We start from the raw sequence: 19,413 nt of genomic DNA, 5'->3' as shown, positions 1-19,413 counted from the left end.
CTTCTTCGGCTCCTTCATGTACAGCGCCGATGGTACTGCACTGGGAACGGTGTGGGAGAGTAGGACGCAGCCGGACAACCATTGAGCCGAGAGCCCCCAACGAGTCGTTGGGGGCTCTCGCGCGTTCCACGACAAAGTGGCGCACTGTGTTGCATTGAGTCCCCCGTCGGGGGAGTGTTGCCCTGACAGGGGCACCAGGTCGAGAGAGGTTGTTGGACGTGGACGAAGGGTCAAGCAGGCCGGACCGTGGGCGAGGTGCGTCCGGTGGACGCCCCGAGCGGAGCGGTAACGGACGTCCCAGCGGAGAAGGCCGCCCAGGAGGCCCCTCCCGTGGAGGCAGCCGAGATGACCGCGGAGGCCGCGGCGGTGGCTGGGAGCGGCGCGATGACCGTCGCGACGATCGCGGTGGATCGCGTGGCGGTCCGCGTCCTGAGCGCGGAGGTTCCAACCGCGAGGACGAGGAGAACCGCGGTGGGTCGCGCCTGGTGCCGAAGCAAGGGCGCCGGCCCGAGCCAGCGATCTCACCGGATGTCACGGGCGCCGAGCTGGACCGCAGTGTGCGACAGCAGCTGCGCACGCTGAGCAAGGAGAACGCCGACGGCGTGGCTCAGCACCTCGTGATGGTTGCCGCCCTGCTCGAGGGCGAAGACCTCGACGGAGCTCTGGCGCACGCGGAGACTGCCGTACGTCGTGCCGGGCGTGTGCCCGCTGCTCGTGAGGCGCTTGGCTTTGTCGCCTACCGCATGGGTGACTTCGCCCGCGCACTGACAGAATTCCGTACTGTGCGCCGGCTGAGTGGCTCCTCCCACCTGCTGCCTCTCATGGTCGACTGCGAACGTGGTCTGGGTCGCCCGGCCCGGGCTCTTGAGCTGCTGGGCTCTCCCGAGGCACGGCACCTGGGACAAGAGGACCAGGTCGAGCTGCTCATCGTGGGCTCGGGTATCCGACGTGACATGGGCCAACCCCAGGCCGCGGTGCTCGCGCTCCAGGGCCAGGTCGACAAGGTGGCCACGAAGCCGTGGGCCGCGCGTGTCTGGTACGCCTACGCTGATGCACTGCTCGATGTCGGCCGCCGCGACGATGCCCGTGCCTGGTTTGCGAAGGCTGCAGTGGCTGACCAAGACGGTGAGACGGATGCGATCGAACGCGTCGAAGAGCTCGACGGAGTGCAGCTGGACGAGGTCGAGCTGACCGACGAGCCCGGTCACGATGACGGGCAGGGACGCCGGGAGTCGTGACGGGCGTCGGGCTGGCCGCACGGTTCGACGGAGTGGTCTGTGACCTCGACGGTGTCGTCTACGCGGGGCCCGGGGCCATCGAGCACGCAGCCGATGCGCTCAATGCGTTGACGATCCCTGTCGTCTTCGCGACAAACAATGCCTCGCGCAGTCCGCACGATGTCGGTGAGCACCTCCGGCGGCTCGGTCTGCGGGCTTGCGACGAGGCCGTGCTGACGTCCTCTCTGGCCGCGGCCAGAATCCTTGCCCGCGACCTGCCATCGGGCAGCCGGGTCATGGCGGTCGGGGGGCCCGGTGTCGCGGAGGCCCTGCGTGCGGTCGGACTGCACCCCCTGACGCCCGGCGCCGACGGCCCGCCGGCGGCGGTGCTTCAGGGATATGGCGCTGAGGTGACGGCCGCTGAGCTCGGTGAGGCTGCTCACGCGATTCGTGCCGGTGCTCGGTGGGTGGCCACCAACGACGACCCCACGTTGCCGACAGAGTCGGGCCCCGCGCCCGGCAACGGCGCGCTGGTCGCCGCGGTGCGTCTGGCCGTCGACGTAGACCCCGAGGTCGTCGGCAAGCCACATCCCCCCATGTACGAGATGGCGGCCGAGGTGCTCGGTGCACACCCGGCCAGGGTCATCGCGGTCGGCGACCGGCTGGGTACGGACATCCGTGGGGCCGTCGCGACCGGGATGGCGGGAGTGCTCGTGCTGACAGGTGTCCATGGTCCAGCCGATGCCGCGGCTGCCCCCGTCGACCGCCGGCCCGACTACGTCGTGAAGGACCTCAGAGGTCTTCACGAGCACTACCCCGAGGCACAACGCGAGGGAGACTGGTGTGTGCGAGGTGGCGCTCGTGCCCGTGTCGCAGAAGGCCGGCTGTCGGTCGACGGCGACGGCATGGACGCCATCAGGGCATCTCTGGACGCCGTGTGGGCTGCAGCTGATGGCGGACAACTTCGCAGGGAGGACACCGGCCGGCTCCTGACCAACGGGTAGCGTGGCCTGCAGCCAACTGGAGGAGTGACGTGGACCCTGTACGCGCAATGATCCATCTGGGCCTGAAGGTGACCGAGACGACCCTGGACCGGGCGCTCGACGTCGTCCGACTGGCCGACACGCTGCTGGCCGCCACGGCGGAGCAGCCACTGCGTGAGCGCGACACCGACGCCGCGGCGTGGCCCGACGAGGAGCAGGCCGATCTCGATGCGCTGAGCGCGACGCTTCGTGCGCGAGGGGGAGGACCCTCCCTTCGCGGCGAGCCCGTGACGACGAGTGCGGCTCGTCCGGTCACGAGGACCGTGAAGAGGACGACGGCCACCGCGTCTCCCGTCAAGAGCACGGCGAAGAAGACCACGGCGAAGAAGCGTCCGGCCAAGAAGGCTTCAGCGGCGGCAGGCACCACCAGTCCTGCCAAGAAGACCGCCAAGAAGACCACCAAGGCGGCCGCCAAGAAGACGGCGAAGAGGACTCCGAGCACGATCGCCCCGAAGACGCCGCCCCCCAGCCGGGAGGCGCGTGCGGATGGCTGATTTCCCCGTGCCGTCTGCCCCCCGGCCCGGTCCGCCGCAGCCCCTCCCTTCGCCGCCGGCTGCCACGTCTGCTCCCACCCCTGCGTCGGTCCAGATGCCGTCCGTCCCCGACGACGGGGGGTCGACGCCCCAGACCGGTGACCTCGTCGTCGACGCCGCGCTGCGCGACCTCGCCGCGGTGGACCCCACGGACCTCGATGCGGTCCTGGCTGCGGGCGAGTCGGTGCACGCCACCTTGACCGCACGCCTGTCCGACCTCGGGTCCTGACCCGGTGCCCGACACCTCCAGACTCGATGTCGCTCTCGTCGCGCGGGGGCTTGCCCGTAGCCGTACCCGTGCACGGGCCCTCATCGAGGCCGGCGAGGTCGCCGTGGGCGGCGTCGTGGCGAGCAAGACCTCGCTGCGGGTGGGGCCGGACGAGGACCTCGAGGTCCGCTCGGACCGGGACCGGTGGGTCGGGCGTGCCGCGGGCAAGCTGGTCGGCGCCCTGACCGACTTCGACATCCCGGTCAGCGGCCGGCGCTGCATCGACATCGGTGCCTGCACGGGCGGCTTCACCCAGGTGCTGCTCGAGCACGGCGCCGCGCACGTCATCGCTCTCGACGTGGGCCACGACCAGCTCGCACCCGAGATCGCCGCCGACCCTCGGGTCAGCGAGCGCAGCGGCACGACGATCCGTGGCCTGACCCCCGAGGACATCGGAGGTGCTGTCGAGCTCGCCGTGGGGGACCTGAGCTTCATCTCCCTTCGCCTCGTGCTGGCCGAGATCCACGCACTGCTCACACCGCAGGGCGACGCGGTACTGCTCATCAAGCCGCAGTTCGAGGTCGGCCGGCACGGGCTGGGGCGCAAGGGCGTCGTCACGGACCCGGCGGCACGCAGGGCGGCCATCGAGGCAGTCCTCGCGAGCGCCGGGGAGGTCGGCTTCGCCGTGCTGGGCGTGACCCACAGCCCCGTGCGTGGGGGAGAGGGAAATCACGAGTACCTCGTGCACCTGACCCGGCGCACCCGTGAGGGGCTGGCATGGCAGGCTCAGCAGGTGATCGCGCACGAGCTGACGCAGGAGGAGGGCCGATGACCTCGACCCCTCGACGGGTGCTGCTGCTCGCACACCCGGGACGAGCCGAGGCGCTCGAGGTCGCTCTGGGCGTCGCCGACCGTCTCGCCGAGGCCGGCATCGAGGTCCGGCTGCCCGCAGGCGACCTCGGTGACACCATTCTCGCCCACCACCCCGCGGTCGCCGTGCACGACGGCGACGACCCGGCCCGCGATGTCGAGCTCGTCGTCGTCCTCGGCGGTGACGGCACGATCCTGCGAGGCGCCGAGATGGCGCGCGGGGCCAATGTCCCCGTCCTGGGAGTCAACCTCGGGCACGTCGGCTTCCTCGCCGAGGCGGAGCGCGAGGACATCGACGCGACCGTCGACCACATCGTCGGACGGGCCTACGAGGTCGAGGAGAGGATGGCGCTCGACGTCGTGGCCACTCTCCAGGGCCGCGAGATCGCCCGCAGCTGGGCGCTCAACGAGGTCACCGTCGAGAAGGCCTCGCGCGAGCGGATGCTCGTCCTGACCGTCGAGATCGACGGCCGCCCCCTGTCCACCTGGGGCTGCGACGGCGTCGTCATGGCCACCCCGACGGGCTCGACCGCCTATGCCTTCTCAGCGGGCGGGCCGGTCGTGTGGCCCGGTGTCGAGGCGATGCTCGTCGTGCCGATCAGCGCGCACGCCCTCTTCGCCCGGCCGCTCGTCGTGGCGCCGACGTCAGACCTCGCCGTCGACCTGGTGCCCGGCACGGAGGGCCACGGCGTCCTGTGGTGCGACGGACGTCGCGCGGTCGACCTGCCTCCCGGTGCCCGCATCGAGGTGAGCCGCTCCGCGCAGCCGGTCCGGCTGGCGCGCCTGAGCAGCTCCCCCTTCACCGACCGCCTCGTCGCGAAGTTCGATCTGTCCGTGCACGGCTGGCGGGGCCGCTCCCGCTCCGGGGACTGACATGCTGCGCGAGCTGCACATCCGCGATCTCGGCGTCATCGAGGACGCGACCCTCACCCTGCACCCGGGCCTGACCGTCGTCACGGGGGAGACCGGCGCCGGCAAGACGATGGTCGTCACCGGCCTCGGCCTGGTCCTCGGTGGCCGGGCCGACGCCGCACTGGTGCGCACCGGCAGCGACGAGGCCGTCGTCGAGGCCGAGCTGGAGCTCGCCGAGGACCACCGTGCGCGGCAGACGATCGCCGAGGTCGGTGGCATCGCCGACGAGCCGGAGCTCCTGCTGAGCCGGACGGTGTCCGCCGCGGGTCGCAGCCGGGCCCACGTGGGTGGTCGGCGCGCGCCGATCGGCGTCCTGACCGACCTCGGGGAGGGCCTCGTCGCCGTCCACGGCCAGGCCGACCAGTGGCGCTTGAAGCGTCCGGCCCAGCACCGTGCCCTGCTCGACGACTTCGGCGGTGCCGAGGTGAGCGTGGCCGCCACCGAGGTCTCCGCGGCCTTCCGCGAGTGGCAGCAGGCGAAGGGGGATCTGGCCCGCCTCGTCGAGGGCGAGCGGACCCGCCTGCAGGAGATCGAGCTGCTCACCCACCAGCTCGAGCAGATCGACGAGGTCGACCCCGTGGCCGGTGAGGACGTCGAGCTGGCCCGTGAGGCCGAGCGGCTCGGCCATGCCGAGGAGCTGCGGACCGGGGCCGACACCGCCCACCGACTCCTGTCCGACCCCGACAGCTTCACCGGCGACGACGTCGTCGGGCGCATCGCCAGGGCGGGCGAGGAGATGAGCCGGCTGGTCGAGCACGACGACCAGCTCGAGGACCTGCAGCGCCGTCTGGCAGAGGTGGGCGTCCTGACCTCAGAGCTGGCGACCGATCTGTCGGCCTACGCCGCCGACATCGAGGTCGACCCGACCCGGCTGAGCACCACCCAGTCCCGGATCGCTGCCCTGCGAGAGCTCACCCGCAGGTACGGCGAGGACGTCGAGGCCGTGCTGCGGCACCGCGACGAGGCACGTGAGCGGCTCCTCGGCCTGCAGGGGGCTGACGAGCGCATCGACGAGCTCACCGGGCAGGTGGCGGACGCCGCGCAGCGGCTGACGAGGGCCGCCGGTGTGCTGACCGCAACCCGCACCAGTGCCGCAGCCCGACTCTCCACCGCGGTGGAGGGGGAGCTCGCTCACCTCGGCATGCCCAAGGCCCGGGTCGAGGTCGTGGTCGAGCCGCGGACCGACGACGCCGCCGCCGAGCTGGATGCGGGAGCAGGGGAGCCGCTGCGTGTCTCGGCCGACGGTGCGGACACCGTCGAGGTCCGGGTCGCCGCCAACCACGGCACACCGCCACGCTCGGTCGCCAAGGCAGCCTCGGGTGGTGAGCTCAGCAGGATCATGCTGGCCATCGAGGTCGCCACCGCGGGGTCCACCGCCAGCCAGGTACCCACCTTCGTCTTCGACGAGGTCGATGCCGGGGTGGGTGGTCGGGCAGCGCTGGACGTCGGCGCCCGTCTGGCCGCGCTCGCCCGGACCAGCCAGGTCATCGTCGTGACCCACCTGGCACAGGTGGCCGCACACGCAGACCGGCACCTCGTGGTGCACAAGACCCACGGTGACCAGATCACCTCCAGCGGGGTCCGGGCCGTCGACGGTGACGAGCGTCTCGCCGAGCTCTCCCGGATGATGGGTGGGGACGACACGAGCGTGGGTCTCGAGCACGCCCACGAGCTGCTTCAGCAGTGTCGTCGCTGAATCCGCACGGCTTCATGGGACGATGCACCGGATGGCCATTCGACTGACCCGCGACACGTCCCGTGAGCCGGCCCTGCCGGGCCTCAACGGTCCCGTGCGGGTCGACCGACGGACCAAGGACCTCACCAAGCGCCTGCGGCCGGGTGACATCGCGGTCATCGACCACACCGACATCGACCGCGTGAGCGGTGAGGCCCTGGTTGACCGCCGGCCCGCGGCCGTGGTCAACGCCGGTCGGTCCGTCAGCGGCCGATACCCCAATGTGGGTCCTCAGATCCTGCTGGACGCCGGCATCCCGCTCATCGATGTGGACGACGACACGCTGATGGACCGCCTCAAGGACGGTGCCAGGGCGAGCGTCGACGGCGCCGTGCTCCATCTCGCCTCCGGCGAGACGGTCGCGGGGCAGCTGTGGGACACGGCGATGCTCGCGGAGACGATGGATGAGGCACGGGCTGGTCTGAGTCAGCAGCTCGAGGCCTTCGCCGCCAACACGATGGCCTACATCAACGAGGAGCGCGACCTCCTCTTCGACGGTGTCGGGGTCCCCGAGATCTCCACCAACATGCTCGACCGGCACGTCCTCATCGTCGTCCGCGGGTACCACTACAAGGAGGACCTCGCCGCCCTTCGCCACTACATCCGCGAGTACAAGCCCGTCCTCATCGGGGTGGACGGCGGCGCGGATGCACTCGTCGAGGCCGGGCACCGGCCGGACATCATCGTCGGCGACATGGACTCCGTCTCCGACTCGGTGCTCACCATGGGGGCCGAGGTCGTCGTGCACGCCTACCGGGACGGGCGCGCCCCAGGGGTCGCGCGAGTCGAGGCTCTCGGAGGCACCCCGGTGGTCTTCCCCGCGATGGGCACGAGCGAGGACATCGCGATGCTCCTCGCCGACGACAAGGGCGCAACCCTGATCGTGGCGGTCGGTACGCATGCGACGCTCGTCGAGTTCCTCGACAAGGGCCGGGCCGGGATGTCGAGCACCTTCCTCACCCGGCTACGGGTCGGCAGCAAGCTCATCGACGCGAAGGGCGTCAGCCGGCTCTACCGGACGCGGATATCGTCGTGGTCGCTCGTCGGTCTGGCCATCGTCTGCATGCTCTCGCTCTTCGTCGCGCTCTGGGCGACGCCGACCGGACAGGCCACCCTCCAACTGCTCGGTGCCCGCTGGGACGACCTGTGGGCACTCGTCGAAGGACTCCTCACGTGATCGACTTCAGGTACCACCTCGTCTCCCTCGCAGCGGTGCTCATCGCACTGTCGATCGGGATCGTGCTCGGTGCGGGGCCCCTCAACGACAACATCGGCAACACGCTGTCGGGTGAGGTCACCAAGCTCCGCCAGGAAAAGGACGCCTTGCGGGCGCAGGGCAATGACCAGCGTCGCCAGATCGAGGGACGCGATGCCTATGACAAGGCCACCCTGGCCACCGTCGTCGCGGGTCGGCTCACGGACCGGCGCGTCAGCGTCGTGTCGCTGCCACAGGCATCCGACGAGGACGTCGAGGCGATCCGCGACACTCTCGAGCAGGCAGGAGCGAGCGTGAGCGACACCGTCGAGGTGACGCCGGCCTGGGCCAGCACCGACCCGAAGATCACGGCAACGCGCAGCACCGCCGGCCAGGCGGCGCTGCACGACCTCGGGGTGGGTCCGGCCGTCCCCGACGGCGCGCAGCGCGTCGACCAGGCGCTCGCCGTCATCCTCACCGGGCAGGCCAAGGCGGACGGCAGCGCCGCGGCATCGATGTCGGAGCGGGAGGCCGCGTGGAGCGAGCTGCGTGACGCCGGTCTGGTCAAGGGGTCGAAGACCCCTCCGGAGATTGCCGAGCTGGTCGTCGTCGTGGGAGGCCCCGTGCCCGCGAAGGCGCCTGACTCGACCAACTCCGTCGACCGCGAGGCGGAACGCATCGCCGGTTCCTGGGTGGCTCTGACCCACCTCGTCCAGACCCACGCCGACGGCACGGTGCTGGCCGCCGCGGAGGCAGTCACGGGCACCGGGGACGCCTCCCCGCTGACGATGGCCCGGACCCCCGGCAGCCTCGCGGACGATGTCTCGACCGTCGACGTGCCGTCGACCCCGATGGGTCGCGCGGCCATCGTGCTGGCACTCGTCGAGCAGTCCGACGGCGGGTCCGGCGACTACGGGCTGGGCCAGAGCGCCGACGGCCCGGTGCCGACCCTGAAGTGAGCGACGTGGCCCGGACACTCGTCATCGCACTGGTCACGGCGCGGGGTCTCACCGAGCTGACACGGGTGCTGCCGCAGGCGCTGCGCCGCCCCTGGGAGCGCACCAACCATGCCGGCCGCACCGTCACCCTCCTGGAGGGTCCTACGGCCGTGGGCGCGACCCTCGCGGGGGTGCTGGCCGGCCCTGCGCCGCGCGGTGCCGCGGTCCTCGCGGTCCTCGTGCCCGGTGTCCTGGGCGGTCTCGACGATCTCGTCGGGGACCCGACGACCAAGGGACTGCGCGGACACCTGGGCGCGCTGCGCTCGGGGCGCGTCACGACGGGGGTGCTCAAGATCGGCGGACTCGGCGGTGTCGCTGTCGTGACGGCACTGATGGAGATGGCATCGGTGGCGACGGCACCCGAGACGAAGGGAGCGGGGACCCCCTCCCTTCGTCATGCTGCGGTGGACTCCGTCGTCATCGCGGGGACCGCCAACCTCGTCAACCTCCTCGACCTTCGGCCCGGGCGGGCGCTGAAGGTGACGACGGCGGCGGGCTTCGCCCTGCTCCTGCCGGCCCACTCGCGGCCGGTGGCGGGGGCGCTCGTGGGTGTCGCCGCAGTCCTGCCCGAGGACCTCGCGGGGGAGTCGATGCTCGGTGACTGCGGCGCCAATGCGCTGGGAGCGCTGCTCGGCCTGGCCCTGGTCCGCGGCCTGACTCCCGGTGGGCGACTCACGGCCGCCGCGATCGTCACCGGGCTGACCCTGGTGTCGGAGCGGGTCAGCTTCACCCGGGTCATCGAGTCCACCCCCGTGCTGCGCGAGATCGACGCCTGGGGCCGAGACCGGTGAACCGGGTCGCCCGTGACGCAGGGACGGTCGCGGCCATCACGCTCGCGGCTCGCCTCATCGGGTTCCTGCGCTGGGTCGTCTTCGCCTGGGCCGTCGGCGCCCAAGGGGTCGGCACGGTCTACCAGAGCGTCAACACCGTGCCCAACATCGTCTACGAGATCGCGGCCGGGGGGATCCTCGCGGCGGTCGTGATCCCGCTCGTCGCGAGTCGGATCTCCACGACCGGTGCGCAGGGAGCCGGCGAGGGAGCCGACGAGGGAGCCGACGAGGTCGCCTCGGCGCTGCTGACCCGGGCCCTCGCCGTCCTCGTCCCCTTGGCCCTCGTGCTCGTCCTGGCCGCACCGATCATCAGCAGGGCGCTCCTCGGCGACCTCGAGGGCCGGGTCGAGGGCGCCGTGGCCCTGGGCACCCGGCTGCTGATCCTCTTCAGCCCACAGGTGGTGCTCTACGGCGTCGGCATCGTCGTCTCGGGTGTCCTGCAGGCCCACCGGCGATTCGTGGCAGCCGCGCTCGCTCCGCTGCTGTCCAGCCTTGTGGTCATCGCCACCTACGTGACGTGGGCGCTCACGGTGCCAGCCGGCACCGGTCCCGACGAGGTGCACACCCGGGAGTGGCTGCTCCTGGGTGGTGGCACGACCCTCGGGGTCCTCGCCATGTCGGTGCCGCTCGTCGTCGTCGCCTCCGCAGCCGGCATCCGCCTGCGACCACGCTGGCGCCTGTCGCAGGAGATCGGGACACGGGCGCGCTCGCTCGCGGGAGCCGGGGTGCTCGCCCTCCTGGCCCAGCAGGTCACCGTGCTCGTCACCCTCGCCGTCGCCAACCGCTCGGGCGGTGACGGCGCACTGGTCGTCCAGAACTACGTGCAGGCGCTCTACCTGCTGCCCTACGCCGTGCTCGCCGTGCCCATCGCCACGGCGGTCTTCCCGCTCCTGGCCAGCAGCGCGACCGGCAGCGACGAGGTGCAGGCCTCGGCCGCATCGACCCTCGCCGCCGCCCTGCGGGCGGTGGTCGTCCTCGGCGCCGCGGCCGTCGCCGGACTGATCGCCGCAGCGAGCCCCATCGGTGAGGTCTTCGCCGAGATCGACCGGGGGAGCGAGGGCGCCCACGCTCTCGAGGCCATGCCGTCGGCACTCATCGCCATGGCACCGGGACTCGTGGCCTTCGGCGCGACCGCCGTCGCGCTGCGTGCGCTCTACGCCCGAGGCCGTCCCCTCCTGGCCGGAGCGCACATGGCGGCGGGGTGGCTGGTCGCAGCAGCGATCCCGCTCCTCGCCCTGGGGGACGACTCGGGGGCGCGCCGCACGCTCGTCACCCTCGGGCTGGCCTCCACGATCGGCATGACGCTCGCCGCACTCGGCCTGCTCGCCCGGGTCCGCGCCGACTGGGGGCGCGGTGCGCTGGCCGGGGTGCCCCGCGCCGCGGTCCTGGCCGGCGCTGCGGTGGCGCTGGGCCTGGTCGTCCACGTCCTCGGCCGGGGGCACTGGCCGGCCTCGGCCGTGGCTGCCACGCTCCTCGGGGCCGTCGTGGCACTCGCCGTGGCTGCCCTCGTGCTGCTCGTCGGGCTCCGGCTCGACCCAGCGCTGCGGGGCAGGGTCCCCGGGCTGCGCCGCTTCGGGAGAGCGAGAGGATGACCGCATGAGGATCCTGCTCTGCCTGGCCAGCGCCGCCGGAGGGATCGGCACCCACGTCGCCGACCTGGCCACCTCGCTCTCGCGAGCCGGGCACGACGTGCACGTGGTCACGGACGACACCACCCGGGCCCGCTTCGACCTGCCCGGCGACGCCCCGCTCACGGTCTCGTCCGTGAGGAGGCTCTCCCGGGACGCCGACGTCGTCCACGCCCACGGCTTCCGCGCGGGTCTCGTCGCCGCCGTCGGGGCGGGGGCGACCCCCTTCGTCATCAGCCTGCACAACCCGATCCGGGGCGCAGGAGTCTCACCCAGACGACTCGTGGGTGAGCTGGCCGCGCGCGCGGTCATCCGCCGTGCGGACCTCGTCACGGGGGCCAGCAGCGACCTCGTCGACGACGCCCTCGCGCTGGGCGCCCGTCGTGCCGAGCTGGCGCCGGTCCCCTCGCCGCGCGTCCCCGAGCTCCTCGCGACGGACCGCACCGTCTGGCGGCGCGCCGAGCGGACGGCGCTGCTGTCCGCGCACGGCCTCGACTCGCGCGAGTCGCTCGTGCTGACGATCGCCCGCGTCGCACCGCAGAAGGGGATCGACGTCCTCGCGGACGCTGCCGGACAGGCACCCGGCCAGTGGGTCCTCGTGGGTCCCGGGCAGGACGACCTGCCGAAGGGGGGAGCGCTGCACCTCGTCGGGGAGAGCCACGACGTGCGGCCGTGGCTCCTGGCCGCAGACGTCCTCGTCGTCCCCAGCGAGTGGGAGGCCAGAGCGCTGGTCGTCCAGGAGGCGATGGCCGCCGGGACCCCCGTCGTCGCCCGCCGTGTGGGAGGGCTGCCGGACCTGATCGACGGGGTCGGTCTCCTCGTGGACGGTCCGCAGGCGGGCGCGGCCGGCCCGATCGCTCGTGCGGTGAGCGCGACTCTCGAGCACCCGGACCGCTCGTCACAGGCCGCAGACCGGGCCCGACAGCGGGCTCGGGGCTGGGACGGGCTCGACCAAAGTGCGACTCGATGGACCCTGCGGTACTCAGCCGTGCAAACGTGACGTAGATTGGAATCCCGTGGTGGCACTGACGAAACACATCTTCGTGACCGGAGGAGTTGTCTCCTCACTCGGCAAGGGACTGACGGCTTCGAGCCTCGGGCACCTGCTTCGAGCGCGTGGCCTTGCGGTCACGATGCAGAAGCTGGACCCCTACCTCAACGTGGATCCGGGGACGATGAACCCCTTCCAGCACGGTGAGGTCTTCGTGACCGAGGACGGCGCCGAGACCGACCTCGACATCGGTCACTACGAACGCTTCCTCGACACCAATCACAACGGCTCCGCCAATGTGACGACCGGTCAGGTCTACAGCCGGGTCATCGCCCGCGAGCGCAAGGGCGAGTACCTCGGCGACACCGTCCAGGTGATCCCGCACATCACCAACGAGATCACCTCTCGGATGCGCGCCCCCGCCGCCGGCAGCCCCGGGATCAAGGATTCCGAGGCACCTGACGTCATCATCACCGAGATCGGTGGGACCGTCGGTGACATCGAGTCCCTGCCTTTCCTCGAGGCCGCACGTCAGGTGCGCCACGAGCTCGGCCGCGACAGCTGCTTCTTCCTGCACGTGTCGCTCGTGCCCTACATCGCCCCGAGCGGTGAGATGAAGACCAAGCCGACCCAGCACTCCGTCGCCGCGCTGCGCCAGGTGGGCATCCAGCCCGATGCGCTCGTGCTGCGCGCCGACCGCGAGATCAGCGACGACATCAAGCGCAAGATCTCGATGTCCTGCGATGTCGAGCAGGACGGCGTCGCCGCCTGCGTCGACGCCCCGAGCATCTACGACATCCCCAAGGTGCTGCACCGCGAGCACCTGGACACCTTCGTCATCCGGCGCCTCGGTCTGAACTTCACCGATGTCGACTGGGGCAGCTGGGACACCTTGCTGCGCCGGGTCCACCAGCCGCGCCACGAGGTCGAGGTCGCCCTCGTCGGCAAGTACGTCGACCTGCCCGACGCCTACCTGTCGGTGACCGAGGCCCTGCGCGCCGGTGGCTTCCACAACGACGCCAAGGTGCGCATCCGCTGGGTGCCCTCCGACGACTGCGCGACCGAGGCAGGGGCCGGCAAGGCCCTCGGCGGGGTCGACGCCGTGCTCGTCCCCGGAGGCTTCGGGGTCCGCGGCATCGAGGGCAAGCTGGGCGCTCTGCGCTGGGCGCGAGAGCGCCAGGTCCCGACCCTGGGCATCTGCCTGGGTCTGCAGTGCATGGTCATCGAGTACGCCCGCAATGTCGCCGGCATCGAGGGGGCGAGCTCCACGGAGTTCGACCCCAGCTCGTCCGCCCCCGTCATCGCCACGATGGAGGAGCAGAAGTCCTTCGTCGACGGCTCTGGCGACCTCGGCGGCACGATGCGTCTGGGGTCCTACCCGGCCGACCTGCGCGAGGGGTCCGTCACCGCGCAGTCCTACGGAGCCACCAAGGTCACCGAGCGCCACCGTCACCGCTACGAGGTCAACAACGCCTACCGCGAGCAGCTCGAGCAGGCCGGCCTCGTCGTGAGCGGCACCCACCCCCAGCTCGGGCTCGTCGAGTTCGTCGAGCTGCCCCGCGAGGTGCACCCGTTCTACGTCTCGACGCAGGCCCACCCGGAGTTCAAGTCCCGCCCGGACAAGGCCCACCCGCTCTTCGCCGGGCTCATCGGTGCGGCAGTGCAGGCACAGATCGACTCCCGCCTGGTCGAGGTGGAGCCGACCGAGGCTGCCCTGACCGAGGCTGAGCCCACGGAGGTCGCGGCGGACTCGACACCCTGACCGGTGTCGACGGGGCTCACTGGTAGGACACGAACCAGGGCACCGGCGAGACATCCCGCACCGTCGCCTCGGGCGTGAGGGTGGGGGTGTCCTCGTCGATGAAGTTCTTCCAACCGAGCCGCATGCCGTCGGGCAGGTCCTCGCGGATCGCTGCCCAGGTCTCCTGCTTCAGCCCGGGGGTGCCGTGGCCGTCGACGTGCACGACCACGGCCAGCTCCGGCAGGTCGGTGCGGATCCGGTCACGGTCGCGCAGCATCTGCAGCTGGAACTGGTGGAGGGTGAAGACCTTCTGCGGCAGGTCGTGGTCGCGGGTGAGCTCGGCCAGCCAGGCCGCGACCTCGTTGACCTCGTCGGCCTCGACATGCCCGATCCGCTGCAGCGGCCTCTCGTGCGGACCGATGCGCCACTCGGGGTCGAGCGCGAGGCCGACGTGCGGCTCGGTGAGCAGGCTCGTGTAACGCTTGGCCTGGGAGAGGAAGTCGGCTCGCCCGGGCTGGAGGTCGAGGACGACGTAGACGCCGGCCTTGCCGGCCGCGTCGACCCAGGGTCGTAGGACCTCCGGGTCGGACTCTCGGGAGTAGTCACCGTCGGCGCCCGCGCTGGAGTCGGCAACCGTCACGATGATCTCGAAGGCGGGCACGACGCGCTCCTCGACGAGCTCCGCGTACTCCTTCGCGAGGTCCTGGGCGCGCTCGATGGCGGCGTCGACGTCCTGCTCGCCGAGCAGGCCGAGGCCGGGGACGCCGGGGAACCCGTACAGGGCGATCATCCGCCGACCGGGGAAGGGCAGGACACCGCCGCCCGGCAGCTCGGGCGCTGTCGTCGCCATCCGGGCAGCACCCGCCAGAGCAGTGGTCGGCAGGCCCGGGGAGTCGCCGACGATCACCAGAGGACGCGGCGGGTCCGCGCGGAGGGTTGCGACGACGTGGTCGGCCCGCGGGTCGGCGGAGCGCAGCACGTGGACCGCCTCGCTCGAACCCAGCGCGGAGTGCACCGTCGCGATCGCCGCAGCGTGTGCGTCGGGGTCCGGGGTGACCACGACCACGGGATGCGGCGTGCGGGTGAGCGCCGGGAGCGTCTCGACCTCGTCGCGGTCGGTGACCGCGTCGCTCCACTGCGGAGCGTCCCCGACGGGCCCTCTGCGGATCAGCCGCTCGCACCCGAGCCGGTCGAGCTCCTCGGCCAGGCCGTCGCCGTCGACGAGGCAGGGCACGCCCGCCTGCGTCGCGAGGAGGGTCGCTGACTCGAGGTCCTCGCCCGCGGTGCCCGGCGCCACGACCACGGCGGCATGGGCCGAGACGAAGAGCGCCTTCGAGGCGGCGAGCGCGCTGGCCGACGGGTCACCCCCCGCGATGACGGGTCCGGTCGGAGCGGAAACCTTGACGCCGTCGGAGCCACGGACACCGGCCTCTCCGGCCAGCCACCGCGCTCCCGCAGCCACGCCGAGGACGGCAACGCCGCCGACGAGGACGGCGCGGCGACCGGGTGTGCCTCCCGTGACCCCTGCAACCCCGGACTCCCCTGATCCAGCCATGCTCCCGACCATAGATCTCCCTCCGGTGCCCGCTCGGCAGGCCCGACCCATGGCCTTCGGCGTGTCCGCCCGTACGATCTGAGGATGACTTCGGCACCCCGTGCGCTGCGCGACGAGCTCGTGACCCCGTCGGTGACCTCGAGCGAGGTGGTCTTCGACGGCGCCGTCTGGGACGTGCGACGCGACACCTTCGACCTCGAGGGCCAGACCCTGGTCCGTGAGGTCGTCGACCACCCCGGCGCCGTGGCCGTGCTGGCGCTCGACGAGCACGGCGACGCGCTGCTCATCCGCCAGTACCGGCACCCCGTCGCGGCACACGAGTGGGAGATCCCGGCAGGCCTGCTCGACATCGCGGGGGAGGACCCGCTCGTGGCCGCGCAGCGCGAGCTCCTCGAGGAGGCCGACGTCACCGCGGACCACTGGGCGGTGCTCGTCGACTACTTCACCTCGCCGGGTGGCCTGGACGAAGCCATCCGGGTCTACGTGGCCCGTGGCCTGCACCCGGTCGCGGAGTCGCAGCGGCACGAGCGTGACGGCGAGGAGGCCCTCATCGTGCACCGGACGGTCCCCCTCGACGAGATCGCCGAGGCGGCCCTGTCCGGGGACCTGCACAACTCCACCTTGATCATCGCTGCCCTTGCGGCCCGATCGGCACGCGATGGTGAGTGGTCCTCCCTTCGTCCGGCGGACAGTCCGTGGCCGGCGCACCCGGGACGTCGGTCCACGGGCTGACCCCGGCGCAGAGGGCCGGCGGCGCCAGCGACCTCGCCCTGCTGCCGTGCATTGCCCTATGGGAATGCAGACGAACGGTGCGCCCGCGCGACGAGAGCCATCCGCCCGCCACAACCCGTTCGCGGGAGACCGCCGGGTCTTCGTAGGATGGGGGCGCCCGCGCGACCCGCCGGGCGCTGTCGAAGGACAAGGAAGATCACCCCGTGCTCCGCACCCACGAAGCCGGCACCCTGCGTGCCGAGCATTCCGGCCAGACCGTCACCCTCACCGGCTGGGTGGGACGCCGACGTGATCACGGCGGCGTGGCCTTCCTCGACCTGCGAGATGCCTCGGGCGTGGCCCAGGTCGTCGCGCGCGACGAGGTCCTGACCGGTGCGGCGCACGACCTGCGCAACGAGTACGTCGTCAAGGTCATCGGTGAGGTCACACCGCGCAACCCCAAGGACATCAACCCCGAGCTGCCGACCGGTGAGATCGACGTCGTCGCGTCCGCCATCGAGGTGCTCAGCACGGCCGACCCGCTGCCCTTCCAGATCGACGAGCGCGTCAGCGTCGGCGAGGAGGCACGCCTGAAGCACCGCTACCTCGACCTGCGTCGCCCGGGCGCCACCAGCGCCGGCGCCGGCCTGCGGCTGCGCAGCAAGGTCAACGCCGCCGCCCGTACCGTGCTCGCGGACCGCGACTTCGTCGAGATCGAGACGCCCACCCTCACCCGTTCCACCCCCGAGGGGGCGCGTGACTTCCTCGTGCCCGCGCGCCTGGCCCCCGGCGAGTGGTACGCACTGCCGCAGAGCCCGCAGCTCTTCAAGCAGCTGCTCATGGTCGCCGGCATGGAGCGCTACTACCAGATCGCTCGCTGCTACCGCGACGAGGACTTCCGTGCCGACCGGCAGCCGGAGTTCACCCAGCTCGACATCGAGATGTCCTTCGTCGAGCAGGACGACGTCATCGAGCTCGGCGAGGCGATCGCCAAGGCCGTCTGGGGCACCATCGGGGTCGAGCTGGATGCGCCCTTCCCGCGGATGACCTACGCGGACGCGATGGAGCGCTTCGGCTCCGACAAGCCCGACCTGCGCTTCGGCGTGGAGCTGGTCGACTGCACCGACTACTTCGCCGACACCCCCTTCCGCGTCTTCAAGAACGACTACGTCGGTGCCGTCGTCATGCCGGGTGGCGCCAGTCAGCCGCGCCGCCAGTTCGACGCCTGGCAGGAGTGGGCCAAGCAGCGTGGGGCCAAGGGCCTGGCCTATGTCACGGTCGGCGAGGACGGCGAGCTCGGCGGCCCCGTCGCCAAGAACATCTCCGACGAGGAGAAGGCCGGACTCGCCGCGCACGTCGACGCCGCACCGGGCGACTGCATCTTCTTCGCCGCCGACAAGCCCAAGGCCGCGCGTGCGCTCCTGGGCGCCGCCCGTCAGGAGATCGCCAAGAAGTGCGACCTCATCGACGAGAGCGCCTGGTCCTTCCTGTGGGTCGTCGACGCCCCGCTCTTCGAGCCGACCGGTGATGCCGTCGCCGCGGGCGACGTCGCGGTCGGTGGCGGTGCGTGGACCGCGGTCCACCACGCCTTCACCAGCCCCAAGCCGGAGTTCATCGACACCTTCGACACCGACCCGGGGCCTGCCCTGGCCTACGCCTACGACCTCGTCTGCAATGGCAACGAGATCGGCGGCGGGTCGATCCGTATCCACCGCAAGGACGTGCAGGAGCGCGTCTTCGCGGTCATGGGGCTCGACGAGGCGTCCGCCCAGGAGAAGTTCGGCTTCCTCCTCGAGGCCTTCAAGTTCGGTGCCCCGCCGCACGGAGGCATCGCCTTCGGCTGGGACCGGATCTGCATGCTGCTCCTGGGTGCCGACTCGATCCGCGATGTCATCGCCTTCCCCAAGTCCGGCGGCGGGTACGACCCGCTGACCGACGCGCCCGCCCCGATCACCCCGGAGCAGCGCAAGGAGGCCGGTATCGACTCGAAGCCGCGCAAGGACGAGGACGACGCCGCCGGCGCGGAGCAGACAGGAGCTTGAGCCGATGAGCACGCCGGTCGAGGTGCTGCTGTGGGACTGCGACGGTGTCCTGCAGCACGGACGATTCGACTGGCGTGCCCGTCTCGACGGTGCGGTCCGGCCGGGTTTTGCGCGGCGCGTCTTCGAGGCCGAGCTGCCCGCCCTGCGTGGTGAGCGGCCACTGCGCACGGTGCTCGAGGAGCTGCTGCACGTGGAGGGGGAGCACGGTGGCCACGTGCCCGTGACCGTCGAGGACCTGCTCGACGTCTGGGAGCAGTTCGACCTCGACCCGGAGGCGGTGGCCGTGCTCACGGCGGTGCGCGAGCTCGGGGTTCGCTGCATGCTGGCGACCAACCAGCAGGACCACCGGGTGCAGCACATGCGTGGGGTGCGTGGCTACGACGACCTCGTCGACGGTTCCTACTACTCCAGCGAGATGGGGGCGATGAAGCCCGACCCGGCCTTCTTCGAGCACATCCTCGACGACCTCGATCTCCCTGCCGAGCGCATCGGGTTCGTCGACGACCTGGCGAGCAATGTCGCCGCCGCACGGTCCGTGGGCATCCGGGCGGTGCACCACGACCCGCAGGCCGGCGCCTCGGGCCTGGTCGAGGTCCTGACCCCGCTCGTGCCGCGGCTCGCCTCCCTTCGCGGCACCTGATGGCCGTCGGCCGCCGCCGGGGAGAACCTGCATTGCCCTAGGGCAATGCACCAGGACCCTGCATTGCCATAGGGGAATGCAGGGTGGTCGGGGTCAGAGGGCGAGCGCCTCTGCGACCCGGTCGAGGAAGGTCGTCTGGGCGGCCACCACGAGGTCACGGGCCGCGTCGAGGTCGTACCACTGCGCCAGGTCCAGCTCGGGGAAGGACTGCCGGCGCCCGGACCGGGGTGGCCACTCCATCTCGAAGCTGCCGGTGCGCACGAGACGGACGCTGTCAGGGTCGCTCACCCGTACCGCCCAGGCGTGCACGACCTTGCCGCCGGACTGCCGGATCTCTCCCAGCGGGATCCGGGGACCGGGCGGTGCCGCCGCGCCCGTCTCCTCGGTGAACTCCCGCTCGGCAGCCGCGAGGAGCTCCTCCTCGGGCTCGACCTCACCCTTGATCACCGTCCAGCCGCGTGGGCGGCGGGTCCACAGGGGCCCACCCATGTGGCCGAGGAAGACCTGCGTGCTCCCGTCGAGCACGACGAAGGGGAGGAGACCAGCACTCGTGCGCGCCACGGC

At 71.7% G+C, this 19,413-nt stretch carries 18 protein-coding genes; 16 read left to right on the top strand and 2 right to left on the bottom strand.

The genetic code is table 11. The annotated features are described in order from the left end of the window. Positions 1–485: 485 nt before the first annotated feature. The 13 genes from ASG73_RS13240 to ASG73_RS13185 are packed head-to-tail and all read left to right on the top strand — an operon-like array spanning position 486 to position 13,922. The gene (locus tag ASG73_RS13240) at positions 486–1,238 is read left to right on the top strand and encodes a tetratricopeptide repeat protein (RefSeq protein WP_055995972.1); all 753 of its coding nucleotides are present in this window, start codon (positions 486–488) and stop codon (positions 1,236–1,238) included. Continuing rightward, positions 1,235–2,221, top strand: coding sequence for an HAD-IIA family hydrolase (locus tag ASG73_RS13235; protein WP_055995969.1), 987 nt, complete (start codon positions 1,235–1,237; stop codon positions 2,219–2,221). Before ASG73_RS13240 ends, ASG73_RS13235 begins: the two co-directional genes overlap by 4 nt. A gap of 29 nt (positions 2,222–2,250) precedes the next feature. Further along, positions 2,251–2,754 (top strand): hypothetical protein, encoded by a 504-nt coding sequence (locus ASG73_RS13230; protein ID WP_156466286.1) that lies wholly within the window; start codon positions 2,251–2,253, stop codon positions 2,752–2,754. After that, the gene (locus ASG73_RS17945) at positions 2,747–3,022 is read left to right on the top strand and encodes a hypothetical protein (RefSeq protein ID WP_156466285.1); all 276 of its coding nucleotides are present in this window, start codon (positions 2,747–2,749) and stop codon (positions 3,020–3,022) included. Before ASG73_RS13230 ends, ASG73_RS17945 begins: the two co-directional genes overlap by 8 nt. 4 nt (positions 3,023–3,026) lie before the next feature. After that, on the top strand, positions 3,027–3,833 hold the full coding sequence (locus tag ASG73_RS13225) for a TlyA family RNA methyltransferase (protein WP_055995963.1): 807 nt from the start codon (positions 3,027–3,029) through the stop codon (positions 3,831–3,833). After that, entirely contained in the window at positions 3,830–4,744 is a 915-nt protein-coding gene (locus ASG73_RS13220) for an NAD kinase (protein WP_055995961.1), read from the top strand. Before ASG73_RS13225 ends, ASG73_RS13220 begins: the two co-directional genes overlap by 4 nt. 1 nt (position 4,745) lies before the next feature. Beyond that, positions 4,746–6,479 (top strand): DNA repair protein RecN, encoded by a 1,734-nt coding sequence (gene recN, locus ASG73_RS13215; RefSeq protein WP_055995958.1) that lies wholly within the window; start codon positions 4,746–4,748, stop codon positions 6,477–6,479. A 31-nt stretch (positions 6,480–6,510) separates the two neighbouring features. Continuing rightward, entirely contained in the window at positions 6,511–7,695 is a 1,185-nt protein-coding gene (gene steA / locus ASG73_RS13210; protein ID WP_055995955.1) for a putative cytokinetic ring protein SteA, read from the top strand. Continuing rightward, complete coding sequence (locus ASG73_RS13205) at positions 7,692–8,672, top strand: copper transporter (RefSeq protein ID WP_055995952.1); 981 nt, start codon at positions 7,692–7,694, stop codon at positions 8,670–8,672. Before steA ends, ASG73_RS13205 begins: the two co-directional genes overlap by 4 nt. 5 nt (positions 8,673–8,677) lie before the next feature. Next, entirely contained in the window at positions 8,678–9,502 is an 825-nt protein-coding gene (locus ASG73_RS13200; RefSeq protein ID WP_055996121.1) for a hypothetical protein, read from the top strand. Further along, on the top strand, positions 9,499–11,133 hold the full coding sequence (murJ, locus tag ASG73_RS13195) for a murein biosynthesis integral membrane protein MurJ (protein WP_055995949.1): 1,635 nt from the start codon (positions 9,499–9,501) through the stop codon (positions 11,131–11,133). The genes ASG73_RS13200 and murJ overlap by 4 nt, the downstream gene beginning before the upstream one ends. 4 nt (positions 11,134–11,137) lie before the next feature. Beyond that, the gene (locus ASG73_RS13190; RefSeq protein WP_055995945.1) at positions 11,138–12,169 is read left to right on the top strand and encodes a glycosyltransferase family 4 protein; all 1,032 of its coding nucleotides are present in this window, start codon (positions 11,138–11,140) and stop codon (positions 12,167–12,169) included. A gap of 16 nt (positions 12,170–12,185) precedes the next feature. Further along, complete coding sequence (locus ASG73_RS13185; RefSeq protein WP_055995942.1) at positions 12,186–13,922, top strand: CTP synthase; 1,737 nt, start codon at positions 12,186–12,188, stop codon at positions 13,920–13,922. Between the two features lie 16 nt (positions 13,923–13,938). On the opposite strand, the gene ASG73_RS13180 is transcribed toward ASG73_RS13185, so the two are convergent. Beyond that, positions 13,939–15,456 carry a hypothetical protein gene (locus ASG73_RS13180; RefSeq protein WP_156466284.1) on the bottom strand — a complete coding sequence of 506 codons (1,518 nt, stop codon included), beginning with the start codon at positions 15,454–15,456 and terminating at the stop codon, positions 13,939–13,941. An 84-nt stretch (positions 15,457–15,540) separates the two neighbouring features. Here ASG73_RS13180 and ASG73_RS13175 point away from each other — a divergent pair, with 84 nt between their 5' ends. The 3 genes from ASG73_RS13175 to ASG73_RS13165 all read left to right on the top strand — a co-directional run bounded on the left by ASG73_RS13175 (position 15,541) and on the right by ASG73_RS13165 (position 18,849). Further along, a complete protein-coding gene (locus ASG73_RS13175) occupies positions 15,541–16,188 on the top strand; it encodes an NUDIX domain-containing protein (protein WP_055995936.1) in 648 nt (215 codons plus the stop codon). 203 nt (positions 16,189–16,391) lie between these two features. Then, complete coding sequence (gene aspS, locus ASG73_RS13170) at positions 16,392–18,209, top strand: aspartate--tRNA ligase (protein ID WP_055995933.1); 1,818 nt, start codon at positions 16,392–16,394, stop codon at positions 18,207–18,209. A gap of 4 nt (positions 18,210–18,213) precedes the next feature. Next, positions 18,214–18,849, top strand: coding sequence for an HAD family hydrolase (locus tag ASG73_RS13165; RefSeq protein WP_055995930.1), 636 nt, complete (start codon positions 18,214–18,216; stop codon positions 18,847–18,849). Between the two features lie 93 nt (positions 18,850–18,942). Here ASG73_RS13165 and ASG73_RS13160 read toward each other — a convergent pair whose 3' ends face one another. After that, on the bottom strand, positions 18,943–19,410 hold the full coding sequence (locus ASG73_RS13160; RefSeq protein WP_055995927.1) for an NUDIX domain-containing protein: 468 nt from the start codon (positions 19,408–19,410) through the stop codon (positions 18,943–18,945). Positions 19,411–19,413: the final 3 nt, after the last annotated feature.

Source organism: Janibacter sp. Soil728 (genome assembly GCF_001428305.1).
In the GTDB taxonomy this organism is placed as follows: domain Bacteria; phylum Actinomycetota; class Actinomycetes; order Actinomycetales; family Dermatophilaceae; genus Janibacter.
The sequence above is the reverse complement of the archived record's forward strand: the minus strand, read 5'-3'. Positions and strand labels throughout refer to the sequence as shown.

Bases quoted from the DNA above. Each gene is read 5' to 3' on its own strand.
- ASG73_RS17945 (WP_156466285.1), top strand. From the start codon at position 2,747: ATGGCTGATTTCCCCGTGCCGTCTGCCCCCCGGCCCGGTCCGCCGCAG.
- ASG73_RS13220 (WP_055995961.1), top strand. From the start codon at position 3,830: ATGACCTCGACCCCTCGACGGGTGCTGCTGCTCGCACACCCGGGACGA.
- recN (WP_055995958.1), top strand. From the start codon at position 4,746: ATGCTGCGCGAGCTGCACATCCGCGATCTCGGCGTCATCGAGGACGCG.
- steA (WP_055995955.1), top strand. From the start codon at position 6,511: ATGGCCATTCGACTGACCCGCGACACGTCCCGTGAGCCGGCCCTGCCG.
- ASG73_RS13190 (WP_055995945.1), top strand. From the start codon at position 11,138: ATGAGGATCCTGCTCTGCCTGGCCAGCGCCGCCGGAGGGATCGGCACC.
- ASG73_RS13180 (WP_156466284.1), bottom strand. From the start codon at position 15,456: ATGGCTGGATCAGGGGAGTCCGGGGTTGCAGGGGTCACGGGAGGCACA.
- ASG73_RS13175 (WP_055995936.1), top strand. From the start codon at position 15,541: ATGACTTCGGCACCCCGTGCGCTGCGCGACGAGCTCGTGACCCCGTCG.
- ASG73_RS13165 (WP_055995930.1), top strand. From the start codon at position 18,214: ATGAGCACGCCGGTCGAGGTGCTGCTGTGGGACTGCGACGGTGTCCTG.